The sequence below is a fragment of the Streptomyces sp. SID10853 genome, from assembly GCF_010548145.1.
Classification (GTDB): Bacteria; Actinomycetota; Actinomycetes; order Streptomycetales; family Streptomycetaceae; genus Streptomyces.
In genome coordinates this window covers 1-14,535 of record NZ_JAAGLN010000179.1, presented here as the reverse complement: position 1 = coordinate 14,535, position 14,535 = coordinate 1, and the positions used below count along the sequence as shown (strand labels likewise).

Sequence of the window (14,535 nt, the reverse complement as noted above, 5' to 3'; positions counted from 1 at the left end):
CAGACGTTACTCCTGACCTGCGGGTGGCCGGGGCGCCGGGTTAACCATCGCTCACTGCACAGAACGGGACTTTTACTGTCATCTCGTCCTGGAACGCTGAGTGACCGCGATACAGACGAGGACCGCGCATCACGGCGACCCGGTCGGCCACCTGCCGCACCACGGCCAGGTTGTGCGAGACGAAGACATACGTCAGGCCGAGGCGCTGCTGGAGCTCCGCGAGCAGGTCGAGGATCCTGGCCTGCACCGAGACGTCGAGTGCGCTGGTGGGTTCGTCGAGGACCACGAGCCGGGGCTCGATGGCGAGCGCGCGGGCGATCGAGACGCGCTGGCGCTGGCCGCCGGAGAACTCGTGCGGATAGCGGTCCTGGATGCCGGCGTCCAGGCCGACCGCTTCCAGGAGCTCGCCGACGCGCTCCCTGGTGCGGGCCCTGCCGCGCCGTCCGCGCGCCGCCGGATCGTGGGTGACCAGGGGTTCCGCCACGATGTCCGCGATCCGCATCCGCGGGTTCATGCTGGAGTACGGATCCTGCAGGACGACCTGCATCTGCTTGCGTACGGAGCGCAGCTGGGCCGGGGTGAGGCCGCCGAGGTCCTGCCCCGCGAACCGCACCCGGCCCGCGGTGGGTTCGATGAGGCGCAGCAGCAGCCTGGTCAGCGTGGTCTTGCCGCACCCCGATTCGCCGACGAGGGCCAGGGTCTCGCCCTCGTACACCGTCAGTGACACGTCGTCCACCGCGACGCTCACCGGCCTGCTGCCGAACTCCTTGCGCAGGCCGTCCAGTTCGAGCAGCGGGCGGCCCTGTTCTGATGTGATGCCCACTGATGTCATGCCGGCTCCAATCGGGGGGTGGCGTCCAGGAGCCGGCGGGTGTAGTCGTCCGCCGGGTGCGCGAAGACGTCCAGGACGTCACCGGTCTCCACGACCCTGCCGTGGTTCATGACGGCGACCCGGTCGGCGGTCTCGGCCACCACGCCGAGGTCATGGGTGATGAGGACGACGGCCATGCCGTGCCGTTGCCGCAGCTCGACCAGGAGGTCGAGGATCTGCCGCTGCACGGTGACGTCGAGTGCGGTGGTCGGCTCGTCGGCGATGAGCACCCGTGGCCTGCCCACCAGCGCGGTCGCGATCATCACGCGCTGGCGCAGCCCGCCGGAGAGCTCGTGCGGGTACTGCCGGTAGCGGCGTTCCGGGTCGGGGATGCCGACCTCGTCCAGTGCCGCGACGGCGGCCTCCCGCGCTTCGGCCCTGGACACGCCGCGGTGGTGCCGGAGCACTTCGGCGACCTGGCTGCCGACCCGTTGGAGCGGGTCGAGGCTGGTCATCGGGTCCTGGAAGACCATGGCGATGTCATGGCCCCTGATCCGGCCGAGTTCCTTCTCGGAGAGCGCGAGCAGATCACGGCCGTCGAAGTGGATCTCGCCGCCGCTGTAGACGCAGGGCGGCTCCGGGTTGAGGCGCAGCACCGACAGGGCGGTGGCCGTCTTCCCGCTGCCCGACTCGCCGACGACGGCGAGCGTCTCACCGGCCGCGACCTCCAGGGAGACACCACGGACGGCGTGCACGGTGGAGCTTTCGAGCCGGAAGTCGACACTGAGGTCACTGACGCGGAGCAGCGGCTCCGCTGAGGTGGGTTTCATCGGCGGTACGCCTTCGGGTCCGCGACGTCGCGCAGGGCGTCGCCGGTGATGTTGACAGCGAGGGAGGTGATCATCAGGGCGGCTCCGGGGAAGACGGCGAGCCACCAGGAGGTGCCCAGGTAGAGCTGTCCGTCGGAGAGCATCGACCCCCAGGTCACGGTCTCCTTGGGGACCCCGAGGCCGAGGTAGCTCAGGGACGCCTCGGCGACGATCGCGGCGGCGATGTGCAGGGTGCCGATGGTGGCGAGCGGCGCCAGCACATTGGGCAGCAGATGGCGGCGCATGATGGTGCCGTCCGTGACGCCGATGGCCCGTGCCTCGGTGATGAAGTCGCGGGAGCGCAGCGACATGACCTCGGAGCGGACGACGCGGGCGTAGGAGACCCAGCCGGTGAAGCCGAGCACGAGGATCACGTACCAGAGGCCGGAGCCGAGGAAGCCGACGATGGCCAGTGCCAGCAGGATCGCCGGGAAGGCCAGCTGGACGTCGGCGAGGCGCATCAGTACGCGGTCGGTCCAGCCGCCGAAGTAGCCGGAGGCCAGCCCGACCGCGGTGCCGATGACTCCGGCGAGGAGCGCGGCGCCCGCGCCCACCAGGAGCGAGACCCGGGTGCCGTAGATGACGCGGGACAGCATGTCCCGGCCGAGCTGGTCGGTGCCCAGGAGGTGGGCGCCGCTGCCGCCGTGCTGCCAGGCCGGTGGCCTGAGCCGCAGCAGCAGGTTCTGCGTGTTCGGGTCGTGCGGGGCGATGAGCGGGGCGAACACGGCGGCGATCAGCATGACCGCGAGTACCGCCAGGGCGATGACCGCGAGCCGGTTGCGCAGCAGGGCCCGCAGGGCGGCGGCTCCGGGGCCACGGGCGGGCGGCGCGGCCGGAGTCGACGGGGCCGCGGCGGCGGATCCTTCCGGGTCGTCGGACGGTGGTGCGACGAGGGTCCTGTTCACTGGGCGCAGCGGGCTCACTTGGTTGACCTCACCCTCGGGTCGAGGAAGCTGTAGGAGAGGTCCACCAGCAGGTTCACCACGACGAAGGTGGCGGCGAAGAACAGCACCGTTGCCTGGACCAGCGGGAAGTCGCGTTTGGAGATGGCCTCGATGGTCAGCTGTCCGACCCCTGGCCAGGAGAAGACCTGTTCGGTGAGGATCGCGCCGCCGAGCAGGCTGCCGACTTCGAGGCCGACCACGGTGATGACGGGCAGCGACGCGTTGCGCAGCCCGTGCCTGAGCACCACCTTGACCGGTCCGAATCCCTTGGCCCGTGCGGTGCGGATGTGGTCGGACGAGAGCACGTCGATCAGCGAGGACCGCAGCAGCCGGGCGACGACGGCGACGGAGTAGACGGCGAGGGTGACCGCGGGGAGCACCAGGTTGGCGAAGGTGCCGTAGCCGGACGCCGGGAGGACGTGCAGTCCCACGGCGAAGACGAGGATCAGCAGGATGCCGACCCAGAAGGGCGGTGTGGACTGCCCGAGCAGCACCCCGGTCATCACCCCGCGGTCGGAGGCCCGGCCGCGGCGCATGGCCGCGAAGATCCCGGCGGGCACCGCGATGACCAGGGTCACCACCAGTGCGGCGCCCGCGAGTTGGAGGGTGGCGGGCAGCCGGTCGGCGAGTACCGTCCTGACCGGTTCGTTGTAGAAGAGGGAGTTGCCGAAGTCGAGGCGCGGCAGCCCCCAGAGGAAGTCCAGGTACTGGGTGAACAGCGGCCGGTTCAGACCGAGGCTCGCCCGCAGCACGGTCTCCTGGTGTGCGGTGGCGTCCGGCGGTAGCAGCTGTTTGACCGGGTCGCCGGAGAGCCGGACCAGGAAGAACGAGACGGTCGCCGTGCACAGCAGGACGAGCAGCGCGGTGCCGAGCCGCACCAGGACACCGCGCAGCAGCCGGGTCCGGTCGCGGACGGTACGGGCGGGGGCGGCCGGCGTACCGTCCGGTTCCGTCGCGTCCGGTTCCAGGAGGGACAGGTCGCTCATACCGTGACCTCCGCGTTCTGCAGGGCCAGCGAGCCGGCGGCGCCCGGTTTCCACCGGGGCCGCGCGTTGCGGGCGAGGATGTTGTCGAGCTGGTAGAGGAAGACGAAGGGCGCCTGCTCGCGCATCAGCCGCTGGAGGTCGGAGAAGGCGCGGGCGCGTGCGGCGGGGTCGACCGAGAGCTCCTCGGTGTCGATGAGCCGGTCCGCTTCCTTGGAGTGCCAGCGGCTCTGCCTGCGGTCGCTGCGTACGACGGACTGGAGCATGCTCTCGCCGTCGAGGGTCCATACGGTGCTCGCGGCCAGGTACATCGGGCCGAGCGCGCCGTGGTTGTCGGAGGTGAGCCGGGCCGCGTACGTACCTGGGTCGAGGAGGGCGACGCGGGCGCGTATTCCGGCCCTGGCGAGGAGCCCGGAGAGCGCCTCGGCGACGTTGGAGTCGGCGTTGGACGCGGTGAGCGTGGTGGTGAAGCCGTGCGGGTATCCGGCCTCGGCGAGCAGCGCGCGTGCCTTCGCCGCCGAGCGGGTGAAGGGTTTGACGGAGGGGTCGAAGCCGAAGGCGCCGCGCGGGATCATCGCGGGGACCTCACGGGCCTTGCCGCCCAGCACCGCCTTGATCAGCAGCGGGACGTCGATGGCGTGGTTGAGCGCCTGCCGCACCCGGTGGTCGCCGAGCGGGCCGCCGTCCAGGGTGTTCAGCGAGAGGTACGAGGTGCGGATGCCGGGATAGTTCTCCAGCGTCACCCCGGTGTACCCGGCCAGCTGCTGGGCGGCGTCGGGGGTCAGCCCGGTGACGAGGTCGACGCCGCCGCTCTGGAGGGCGGCGAGCGAGGACGACGGGTTGGGCGCCGGGCTGAAGACCAGTTCGTCCACGTGCGGCCTGCCCTGCCAGTGCTTGCTGTTGGCCCGCATCCGCAGCTGGTGGTCGCGCTGCCAGCTGACGAAGGTGAAGGGGCCGGTGCCGACGGGGCGGGCGGCGAAGCCCTCGTCACCCGCCTCGGCGAGATAGCGCGGCGGGACGACCACACCGCCGAACAGGGAGAGCTTGTCGGGCAGGATCGGGTCGTGCAGCGTGGTGTGCACATCCACCGTGAGCCGGTCGACGACGCTCACGCTCTTCACGTAACGCAGCTCGACGATGGGCGACTTGGTCGCCGGGTCGAGCAGCCGCTCGATGCTGAACTTCACGGCGGCCGCGTCGCAGGGCTCGCCGTTGTGGAACCGCACTCCGGGGCGCAGCCGGAACCGCCAGGTGTGTGCGGAGCGGGCCGTCCAGGAGAGGGCCAGGCGCGGGTGCAGTCTGTTGTCGCGGCCCCGGGTGGTGAGGGTGTCGAACATGTTGATCAGGGCGTTCATCGACACCATGTCGCCCTGTTTCTGCGGGTCCATGGTGAGGGCGTCGCCGGGCTGCGAGACCCGCAGGACGTTGCCGGCGCTGCTCGCGGGGTCGGCGCCACACCCCGTCAGGAGAGCCGGGGCTGCGACGGCCGGGACGATCAGACCGCCGAGCCGCAGCACGTCGCGGCGGGACGGGTGGATGCGGTCCACGGCCCACCTCTGACGTATTCGTTCCATTGAACAACACTTCCGTTCCGGAAGATGGAATGCGATGGGGTTAAGCTAGGCGTCATGCCGAACACGGTCAACACCCGATCGAGCGAGCAGGAGCCCGGGAAGGGCCCAGTCGACAAAGCCATGGAGGTACTGGAGGCACTGGTACGGACGGGCGGCCCGCACCGCCTTGGCGAGATCGCACGGCGCACCGGGCTCACCAAACCGACGGTCCACCGCCATCTGCGGACCATGGCCGATTACGGCTTCGCCCAGCCTGCGGAGGGCGGCAGTTACCGCGCGGGGCCCCGGCTGCTCGGCCTGGCCGCGGCCGCGCTGGACGCCGGGGACGACCTCCGGCTGGTCCGCCCGGCGCTGGCGGATCTGCGCACCCGCACCGGCCTGCTCGCGTACTACGCGGTGCGGCACCGGTCCACCGCCGTGCTCCTGGAGCAGTCGGAACCGGTGCGCGGATACCGGATGAGCACCCGGCCCGGCGGCGAGACCCCGCTGTACTGCACAGCGGCGGGCCTGGCGATGCTCTCCGCACTGCCGGATCCGGAGGTGGCGGCCGTGCTCGAAGAGACCCAGCTCACCGCGCTCACCTTCCGCACGCTCACCGAACCGGCCGCGATCCGGGCCGAGTTGGGCCGTACGGCGGAGCGCGGTTACGCGGTCGACGACGAGTACCACGAGCAGGACGTCCGGGCGGTGGCCGCGCCGGTGACGGACGGGGACGGGCGGGTGGTGGGCGCGCTGGGGGTCTGTGGGCTGACGTTCACCCTGGATCCGGAGAGCGCCGGACTGTTCGGGCCGATGGTGCGCGCGGCCGCGCGTACCGTCTCGGCGGGCCTCGGCAGCGGCGGCCCCGCACTGGGCGTCGTCAAGGACACGGCGGCGCGGGGCGGTGAGCGGGCATGAACGGCGCGGACGAAGTGAACGCGGACGAAGTGAACGAGGGCGAGGTGAACACGGGCGAGGTGAACTCGGCTCCGACGGGGGCGAGTCGGCCTGCCCAGCTGCTCGCCGCGGGGCGGGAGCGCCGGGTCTACTCGGCGGCCGCCTGGTCGGTCGGCACCGCGGACGGCCCGCTGGACCGCGGCTGGACCGGCACCAGGAGCTGGACGGGGCCCGCGCTCGACGGCAGCGAACTGTGGGATCTCGCATCGGTGACGAAGCCCGTCGCCGGTCTCGCCGTGATGGCCCTCGTCGACGCGGGCGTCCTGGCGCTCACCGACACGGTGGGCGGCCATCTGCCGGAGTACCGGGGCGGCGACAAGGCAGACCTGACCCTCCATCAACTACTGACGCACACTTCGGGGTTGCCGGGAGGCGTGCCGCTCTACCGGGGGCACGGGACACGTACGGCGCTGCTGGACGCGGTACGCATGCTGGCGCCGGCCGCCCCGCCGGGCACCCGGGTCCAGTACTCCTCGCAGGGGTTCATCCTGCTCGGGCTGATCGCGGAGGCGGCCGCCGGGCGCCCGCTGGACCGGCTGGTGGCGGAACTGGTCTGCGCGCCGCTGGGGTTGGCGGCGACCGGCTTCACTCCGGACGCGGCGGGCCGGGCGCGCGCGGTGGCCACCGAGGACTGCCCGTGGCGCGGCCGGGTGGTGACCGGAGAGGTGCACGACGAGAACGCCGCGGTGCTCGGCGGGGTGGCCGCACACGCCGGCCTGTTCGCCCCGCTGGACGACATGGAGCGGCTGGGCAGGTCGCTGGCGGGCGGCGGCCGGGAGCTGCTGCGGCCCGGCACGTTCGCCCTGATGACGGCTGGCCACACGGACGGTCTCGCGCTGCGCAGGGGCCTCGCCTGGCAGGGCCAGGACCCGGTGGGCTCCCCCGTCGGCGACTCGTTCGGGCCCGCTTCGTACGGGCACACCGGGTTCACCGGTACGAGCCTCTGGGTGGACCCGGCGGCCGGACGGTACGCGGTGCTGCTCACCAACCGGGTGCATCCGAGCAGGGCCGGGGACGGCATCGCCGCGGTGCGCCGCGCCTTCCACGACATGGCGTACGTGCTCAGTTAGTCAGGGGTGGGCCGGGCAGCGGACAAGCCACCGCCCCGGCCCCGCCCGGCCACCGCACCCGGTCCCAACTGCCCCCGTCACTGCCGGTCATGCCGGCCTCCACCGCACGGTCAGGGCCGCTCGCCCGGCGCCGGGACCTCGCAGCCGTCGGGGCCGCAGACCTCGCCGTCGCCGCCGACCATCGCGGGCCGGGGCCTGGCGTCCCACGCCTGGCCGAGTGCCTGCGTGAACACCTCGGCGGGCTGGGCACCGGACACACCGAACGCACGGTCCAGCACGAAGAACGGCACACCGTTCGCGCCGAGTTCGGCCGCCTCGCGCTCATCGCTCCGCACAGCGTCGGCGTACGCGGCGGGGTCGGCGAGCACCGCGCGGGCCCCGTCGGCGTCGAGCCCGGCCTCCACGGCCAGCTCCACCAGATACGCGTCGCCGCCGTCGAACACGGACCGCTCGTCGGCGAAGTTCGCCCGGTAGAGCAGCCCGATCAGCTCGTCCTGCCGGCCCTGCTCCTTGGCGAAGTGCAGCAGCCGGTGCATGTCGAAGGTGTTCCCGTGGTCACGGCCCTCCGTGCGGTAGCCGAGGCCCTCGGCACCGGCGTTGGCCGCGATGTTGTTCTCGGCCTCCTGCGCCTGCTCCGGGCTCATCCCGTACTTCTTGCTGAGCATCTCCAGAACAGGGGCGGCATCGCCCTTCGCCCGCGCCGGGTCGAGCTCGAAGGAACGGTGCACCACCTCGACCTGGTCGCGGTGCGGGAAGCCGGCGAGGGCCTTCTCGAACCGAGCCTTGCCCACGTAGCACCAGGGGCAGGCGATGTCGCTCCAGATCTCGACGCGCATGTTCTTCATCTCTCCAGGGTCGTACGGCACAGGAAGCCCCCGCGCACGCACCTGGTCAACAGGTGCGCGGACCGGCACATTCCCGGCGGACACAGACCCGCGGCCGCCTCGTCCGGACGGACACCGGGGCCGCGCGGTTCGGCCCGCGCCGGCAAGGTGACCGGCGTCATACGCGAATGCCAGGCGGGGCGCCGCAGATGGCGCAGAGCACTCCGCTTTCGGTGGACACCGCGGCCCGGCGTCCCCCGTGCACCGCCCCGGTGCGCCCGACGATCACAGGCGGCCGGCCCCACCCCGGCCGTGGAGCGTCCGATCACCGGGAGACCGCCGTGCACATCCTGCTCGTCGCGAGTGCCTTCAACAGTCTGACGCAGCGGGTGCACGCCGAGCTGCGGGAGCACGGGCACACCGTCGCGGTGGCCGTCGCGCTGCCCGACCCCGCCCTGCACGACACGGCGCTGCGGGAGGCCGTCCGCAGGCACCGGCCGGAGCTGATCATCGCCCCGCTGCTGAAGACCGCCGTACCGCAGGACATCTGGACGGCGCACACCTGCCTCATCGTGCATCCGGGGCCGGTCGGCGACCGGGGGCCCTCCTCCCTGGACTGGGCGATCCACGAGGGCGTGACCCGCTGGGGGGTCACCGTCCTGCAGGCGGACGCGGTCATGGACGCCGGTGATGTCTGGGCCACCGCCGAGTGCCCGGTGCCCGATGTGGGCAAGAGCGATCTGTACCGCAACGAGATCTCCGACGCGGCGCTGCGGGCGGTGCTCCAGGCCGTCGAGCGTTTCGCGTCGGGTACGTATGTGCCGGAGCCGCAGCAGCAGCGGCCGGTACGGCGGGGCGCCGCCCGCACCAGGCCGTATCTGCGGCAGGAGCGGCGGCGGATCGACTGGCGAACGGATTCCACGGCGGCGGTCGTACGCAAGCTGCGTGCCGCCGACTCGAACCCGGGAGTACGGGACGAGCTGCTCGGCGGTGAGTGGTTCCTGCACGGCGGTCACCCGGAGGACGAGCTGCGGGGCCGGCCCGGCGAGCTGCTGGCCACCCGTGCCGGTGCGGTCTGCCGGGCGACGGCCGACGGGGCGGTGTGGATCCCGGAGCTGCGGCCCCGGCGCGTCCCCGGCGAGCCGCCCACGTACAAGCTCCCGGCTGTCGGCGCGCTCGGCGACCGGCTCCCCGCGCTGCCCGAACTCCCGGCGCCGCTGCGGACGGACGGACCGTCGCGCACCTGGAGCGACATCCGGTACCGGGAGGAGGGGCGGGCGGGGTTCCTCACGTTCTCGTTCCCCGGTGGCGCGATGAGCACGGACCAGTGCGGGCGGCTGCTCGCCGCGTACCGGACCGCGCTCGCCCGGCCCACGTCGGTACTGGTGCTGGGCGGCGGCCGGGACTTCTTCAGCAACGGCATCCATCTCAACGTGATCGAGGCGGCCGGCGATCCGGCGGCGGAGTCCTGGGCCAACATCTGTGCCATGGACGACCTGGTGGAGGCCGTTCTGACGACCACCGACCGGCTGGTGATCTCCGCTGTGGGCGGCAACGCCGCCGCGGGCGGGGCGATGCTGGCGCTGGCGGCGGACGAGGTCTGGTGCCGGGCGGGCTCGGTGCTCAATCCGCACTACCGGCTGATGGGGCTCCACGGATCCGAGTACTGGACCCGCACCCTGCCGCGCCGGGTGGGTGCGGAGGTCGCCGGGGAGCTGATGCGGCGGGCGCTGCCGGTCGGCTCGGCCGCCGGGCAGCGCATCGGCCTGGTGGACCGGACCGTCGAATGCGGCCCGCAGGACTTCCCGGCCGCGGTGACCCGGCTCGCCACGCTCCTCGCGTCGTCCTCCGCCGCGCAGTCGCGGGCGGCGGCCAAGAAGGCCGAGCTGGACCGCGAGGAGGCGGTCAGGCCGCTGGCCGCGTACCGGGAGGACGAGCTGACGCGGATGGCGCGCACCTTCCGCGACCCGCAGGCCCCGTACCACGCGCTGCGGCGCCCGTTCGTCCACAAACTCCCGCTGCCCGCCACCCCGCCCCACCTGGACACCCCCCGCCCGCAGCGCACGGGCACGGCACCGGGCGACGGTGTGTGAGCAGCCCGGTGCCGTGCCGCGGCGAGCAGCACCCCGGCGCCGGAGTCAGGGGCCTCGCGCGGCCTCAACTGCGTCTGTAACCGGCCCAGATGGGCCCGCCGGCCAGCTTCAGCACGTCCTGCACCACCCCGCTGAAGTGCTCCGTTCCGTCAGCCCTGCCGGACATCGCCGCGGCCGCGCCGGCTGTCAGTCGCCCGTGCAGCGCGGGGTCGGCCGCGGCGAGCCGCCGTGAGAGCCACTTGCCGCCGCCGAGCCAGTGCCCGCCCGCCAGCAGGGCCAGCTCCGAGGCGCGCCGCAGCAGATCCGCCACCAGGTAGGCACGCTCCGCCGGGTCGGTGCAGCCCCGAAGATCGTCCAGGGTGTCGGTGAGCGCGTAGCGCCGGTCCTCCAGCTCCGCCGCGGGTACGGGCGGCGGCCCCGCCGCCAGCCGTTCCCTGGACTCGGCCTGCAGCGCTGCCCCGAGCCCGTCCGCATCGGCCAGCACCATGCCTTCCGCGCACATGGCGAGCAGCGGGGAGTTGCGGGCGACGGTCTCCCGCTCGGCGAAGGACCGCCAGACGGCCTCGGTCTGGACGAACAGCTCCACCGGCCAGCCCTCCCACTCCAGACTCTCCCGGAACGGAGCGGGCGGACCGGCCAGCAGGACCACGATGTCCAGGTCGGAGGTGGCTGTACGGCGGTGAGTCAGCACGCTGCCGCACAGAAAGGCGGCCCGCGCCTCGGGGAAACGGTCCCGCACCAGGTCCCTGGCGGTCTGCACATGATCCATCGCCCCAGTGTGCCGCCAAGGGCAGCTCCGGGCACCGGGATTTCTCTCCGGTGCCGCCGTGACGGCGCTCACGCCTCTTGGAGGGTCGGTCCATTCGTCACAGGGGGGTCGCCCGGCGCAGCAGGCGGTCAATGTTCTCGCGGCTGCGTCTGTCGGTGGGGGTCTGGACGACGAGGCGGACGCCGGGGTGGTCGGTCAGTTCCATGCCGGTGGCGCGCAGGCTCACTTCGCCGATCCCCGTGATGTCGTAGCGCTTGTCGCACAGATGCGGCGGAGCGACGTCGTGCGTGGCCCAGAGCCGGGAGAACAGCGGGCTGGCGGCGCACAGACGGGTGACGAAGTCCTGCCATCGCGGGTCGCCCGCGTTCTGGCTGTAGCGATAGCGGAACCCCGCCACGGCCTCGGGCGCCTGCTCGTCGCGGTTGACGACGGGGTGCTGCCCCTCCGGCGCCGCGAAGAGGTGCCAGAGGGTGTTGCGCTCCCCGGGCGGAGCACTGACCAGAGCGGGGTGCAGGGCCGCGTAGGCACGGTTCCAGCGCAGCACGTCGGTGCGGGCGTCGGCCAGCATGGCGGGCAACGGGTCCAGAGCTCCCAGGACGGTGTCGAGGTGGCCGGGGAGCTCGGACGGCGGATCGCTGACGGCCGGGGGCTGGGGGACCTCGGCCAGACGGTAGAGGTGGTCGCGCTCGGCGGCACCCAGAAACAGTGTGCGGGCCACCGCGTCGAGCACCTGGGAGCTGACGTTGATCGGCCGCCCCTGCTCCAGCCACGTGTACCAGGTGATGCCGACACCGGCCAGCTGGGCGACCTCCTCGCGGCGCAGTCCGGGGGTACGCCGCCGGACTCCCGGGGGGATGCCGACGTCCCCGGGTGCGACCCGCGCGCGTCGTGAGCGCAGGAACTCCCGCAGTTCGGTCCGGTTCGTGGTCGTCGGCACCCGTCCACTGTGCCAGAGCCGGGAGGCGCCGGCCTGGTGCTGTCAGTACCGGTATCGGCAGGCTTCTGGCACCGGTGTCCGCACAGGCCGCAGGCTCCTGACGCCTCTGTACCCGCAGGACGTTCCGTTCGGAACGGCTGCCCGGATGAACGGACGACGAGTTCCATGAGCAACGCGTTTCACCACAAGGTCGCGGTCGTGACCGGCGGGAGTGCCGGTATCGGCCACGTCACCGCGCGGAAGATCGCCGAAGGCGGCGGCACCGTCTACATCACGGGCCGGGACCAGGACGCCCTGACGGCGGCGGCAGCGGATCTGCCGGGTGACGTCGTCGGGGTGCGCGCCGACTCGCGCTCGGCCGACGACCTCGACCGGCTCTTCGCGCAGGTGGAGCGGCGCAGCGGCCGGCTGGACGTGCTGGTCGTCAACGCGGCGGCGATCGCGACCGCACCGCTGGGAACCATCACCGAGGACGTCATCAGGTCGGTATTCGACGTCAACATCACCGGCACGATCATGACCGCCCAGAAGGCGCTGCCACTGCTGGCGGACGGTGGCGTCATCGTCCTCACCGGCTCGATGGCCGCGCACAAGGCGTCGCGCGGGCGGAGTCTCTACGCGGCTTCCAAGGCCGGGGTCCGTGCCCTCGCCCGTACTTGGGCCCTTGAGCTGACCCCACGCGGGATCCGGGTGAACGTGGTGAGCCCGGGCCCGACGGACACGCCCGGTATCGCACAGCTGGCCGCCACCGCCGAGGAACGCGAGGCGCTCATCGCCACGATGGGCACCGGGACCCCGATGACCCGGGCCGGTACCGCGGAAGAGGTCGCCGCCGTCATCGCCTTCGTCGCCTCGGACGCGGCCTCCCACGTCAACGGCGCCGACTACCAGGTCGACGGCGGTTACGGCCAGGTCTGACACCCTCACGGGGCCGTCCCGGACCACCTGGACACGGCCGAATGTCTTCGGTCACGGCCTCGTACCGGTGCGCTCGCGTAGTCAGCTGTCGCGTGTTGGCCCGTGCGGCTCTGAAGCTGCTACGGGCCATGACGTGGGGTTCGCCGTGGCAGGTGTGGCCGCGCCGGCGCTGGTCGCCCCTCAGCTGCCGTCGCGCAGCCCCTCGGGTGCGTACCCACGGAACGCGACGGAGTCGAAGCTCACCGCGCAGCCGTCCGCGGTGGGGCACTGGGCGAGGAAACCGATCCGGGCGCCGGCCGCCGCCGCCTCGTCCCCGAGTGCGAAGACCCGTACGAAGGTCCAGCGCTCGCCGTCCGCCGACGTGTGGAAGGCGAACGCCTTGCCCGTACGGCTGATCCGCAGCCAGACGCTGCCGCCCTCCACCACCGCGGAGTTGACGTCGTCCGAGTACCCCCTGGTCACGACCGAGCAGACGGTGGGGGTGTCGGGGGAGAGCTCGAAGCAGAGCTTCGCCCACTCCCGCTCCGCCCACTCCAGCTGAGGCCCCTCCCGCTGCGGCCCCTGCTGTCCGCCGGTCTCCAGATACAGCGCGCCCGCGTCCCCCGCGCCGACGAAACCCACCGTCACCCGCGCGATCAGCTGGAAGTCGCCGGGCGGGGGCGTGCCGAGCAGCCTGGGCGCGTCCGACGCCGGGGTGAGCGAGTCGCCCGCCGGGGGTACGAACAGGTCCTGGCGCGCTCCGGCGCGTACCGAGAGCGTCCCCGCCCCGTACGACCAGGGGGCCTGCGGGCCCGCCGGAAGCAGCGGGAAGGGCAGCTCGGGCAGCCGGGTCACTCGGGCAGGCCGTTGATACGGCGGGGCAGGCCCAGCGGGTTGGTCTCGCGCAGCTCCGGCGGGAGCAGTGCGTCGGGTGTGCTCTGGTACACGACCGGGCGCAGCCAGCGCTCGACGGCAGTGCCGCCGACCGATGTGGAGGTGGAGGTGGTGGCCGGGTAGGGGCCGCCGTGGTGCTGGGCGGGGGCCACGGCGACGCCGGTGGGCCAGCCGTTGACCAGGACCCGGCCGGCGAGCGGGGTCAGCTCGTCGAGCAGGGCGGCGGCAGTGCCCTCGCCCGCGGCCTCGGCGGCGGAGACCTGGAGGGTCGCGGTCAGATTGCCCGGCAGCCGGGAGAGCACCGCGGTGATCTCGTCGGTGGATCCGTAGCGTGCGACGACGGTGACCGGTCCGAAGCACTCCTCCAGGAGCAGATCGTGCTCGCCGTCCGCGGCGAGCAGCGCCGCCGGCAGCGTCAGGAAACCCGCACTGACGGTGTGCTCGCCGCCCGCCCCCGGCGTGACCGGCACGTCGACGCCGGTCAGCGCGGCCCGTTCGCGTACGCCCGCCAGGAAGGCGTCCCGCATCCGGTGGTCGAGCAGGACACCGGCCTCGCAGTCGCTGACCGCTGCGGTCAGCGACTTGACCAGGGCGTCGCCGCCCGGCCCGGTGGGCGCCAGCACGAAGCCGGGCTTCACACAGAACTGGCCGGTGCCGAGGGTGACCGAGCCCGCGAGGCCCGCGCCGATCTCCTCGGCGCGCTCGGCGGCCGCGGCCTCCGTCACCACGACCGGGTTGAGCGAGCCCAGCTCGCCGTGGAAGGGGATCGGGACCGGCCTGGCGGCCGCCGCGTCGAAGAGGGCCCGGCCGCCGCGCACCGAACCGGTGAAACCGGCCGCGGCGACCAGCGGGTGCTTGACGAGCGCCACTCCGGCGTCGAAGCCGTGCACCACGGAGACCACCGCCGGGTCCGCTCCGGCCTGCTCGGCGGCCC

14 protein-coding genes are annotated in these 14,535 nt (G+C 72.8%); 4 read left to right on the top strand and 10 right to left on the bottom strand.

Annotated elements, in window-relative coordinates; all coding sequences use genetic code 11:
- Nucleotides 1-40 precede the first annotated feature (40 nt).
- The 5 genes from G3I19_RS26620 to G3I19_RS26600 form a co-directional block, all read right to left on the bottom strand.
- Nucleotides 41-832, bottom strand: coding sequence for a dipeptide/oligopeptide/nickel ABC transporter ATP-binding protein (locus G3I19_RS26620; protein ID WP_164266248.1), 792 nt, complete (start codon nt 830-832; stop codon nt 41-43).
- Nucleotides 829-1,641, bottom strand: a complete 813-nt coding sequence (locus G3I19_RS26615) for an ABC transporter ATP-binding protein (RefSeq protein ID WP_164266247.1) — start codon at nt 1,639-1,641, stop codon at nt 829-831. The genes G3I19_RS26620 and G3I19_RS26615 overlap by 4 nt, the downstream gene beginning before the upstream one ends.
- Nucleotides 1,638-2,477: an ABC transporter permease gene (locus tag G3I19_RS26610; protein ID WP_239074847.1), complete on the bottom strand. Its 840-nt coding sequence runs from the start codon at nt 2,475-2,477 to the stop codon at nt 1,638-1,640. Before G3I19_RS26610 ends, G3I19_RS26615 begins: the two co-directional genes overlap by 4 nt.
- Before the next feature lie 122 nt (nt 2,478-2,599).
- Entirely contained in the window at nt 2,600-3,610 is a 1,011-nt protein-coding gene (locus tag G3I19_RS26605; RefSeq protein WP_164266245.1) for an ABC transporter permease, read from the bottom strand.
- Nucleotides 3,607-5,181, bottom strand: a complete 1,575-nt coding sequence (locus G3I19_RS26600) for an ABC transporter substrate-binding protein (RefSeq protein WP_164266244.1) — start codon at nt 5,179-5,181, stop codon at nt 3,607-3,609. The genes G3I19_RS26605 and G3I19_RS26600 overlap by 4 nt, the downstream gene beginning before the upstream one ends.
- 54 nt (nt 5,182-5,235) lie before the next feature.
- Between G3I19_RS26600 and G3I19_RS26595 the strand changes: the two genes are divergently transcribed.
- Together G3I19_RS26595 and G3I19_RS26590 are read left to right on the top strand one after the other, a co-directional pair.
- Nucleotides 5,236-6,078 carry an IclR family transcriptional regulator gene (locus G3I19_RS26595; protein ID WP_164266243.1) on the top strand — a complete coding sequence of 281 codons (843 nt, stop codon included), beginning with the start codon at nt 5,236-5,238 and terminating at the stop codon, nt 6,076-6,078.
- The gene (locus tag G3I19_RS26590) at nt 6,075-7,187 is read left to right on the top strand and encodes a serine hydrolase domain-containing protein (RefSeq protein ID WP_164266242.1); all 1,113 of its coding nucleotides are present in this window, start codon (nt 6,075-6,077) and stop codon (nt 7,185-7,187) included. The genes G3I19_RS26595 and G3I19_RS26590 overlap by 4 nt, the downstream gene beginning before the upstream one ends.
- 110 nt (nt 7,188-7,297) lie before the next feature.
- Here G3I19_RS26590 and G3I19_RS26585 read toward each other — a convergent pair whose 3' ends face one another.
- Nucleotides 7,298-8,023, bottom strand: a complete 726-nt coding sequence (locus G3I19_RS26585; protein WP_164266249.1) for a DsbA family oxidoreductase — start codon at nt 8,021-8,023, stop codon at nt 7,298-7,300.
- Nucleotides 8,024-8,352: 329 nt separating this feature from the next.
- Here G3I19_RS26585 and G3I19_RS26580 point away from each other — a divergent pair, with 329 nt between their 5' ends.
- Nucleotides 8,353-10,104, top strand: coding sequence for a hydrogenase maturation protein (locus G3I19_RS26580; protein WP_164266241.1), 1,752 nt, complete (start codon nt 8,353-8,355; stop codon nt 10,102-10,104).
- Between the two features lie 64 nt (nt 10,105-10,168).
- Here the strand turns inward: G3I19_RS26580 and G3I19_RS26575 are convergent, their stop codons facing one another.
- Nucleotides 10,169-10,873 (bottom strand): nucleotidyltransferase domain-containing protein, encoded by a 705-nt coding sequence (locus tag G3I19_RS26575; RefSeq protein WP_164266240.1) that lies wholly within the window; start codon nt 10,871-10,873, stop codon nt 10,169-10,171.
- 97 nt (nt 10,874-10,970) lie between these two features.
- Nucleotides 10,971-11,810, bottom strand: a complete 840-nt coding sequence (locus G3I19_RS26570; protein ID WP_164266239.1) for a helix-turn-helix transcriptional regulator — start codon at nt 11,808-11,810, stop codon at nt 10,971-10,973.
- Between the two features lie 165 nt (nt 11,811-11,975).
- Here G3I19_RS26570 and G3I19_RS26565 point away from each other — a divergent pair, with 165 nt between their 5' ends.
- On the top strand, nt 11,976-12,728 hold the full coding sequence (locus tag G3I19_RS26565) for an SDR family oxidoreductase (RefSeq protein ID WP_164266238.1): 753 nt from the start codon (nt 11,976-11,978) through the stop codon (nt 12,726-12,728).
- 180 nt (nt 12,729-12,908) lie between these two features.
- On the opposite strand, the gene G3I19_RS26560 is transcribed toward G3I19_RS26565, so the two are convergent.
- Complete coding sequence (locus tag G3I19_RS26560; RefSeq protein ID WP_164266237.1) at nt 12,909-13,562, bottom strand: DUF1349 domain-containing protein; 654 nt, start codon at nt 13,560-13,562, stop codon at nt 12,909-12,911.
- A partial coding sequence (locus G3I19_RS26555) for an aldehyde dehydrogenase family protein (RefSeq protein WP_164266236.1) occupies nt 13,559-14,535 on the bottom strand: 977 nt, incomplete at its 5' end. The genes G3I19_RS26555 and G3I19_RS26560, both read right to left, overlap by 4 nt.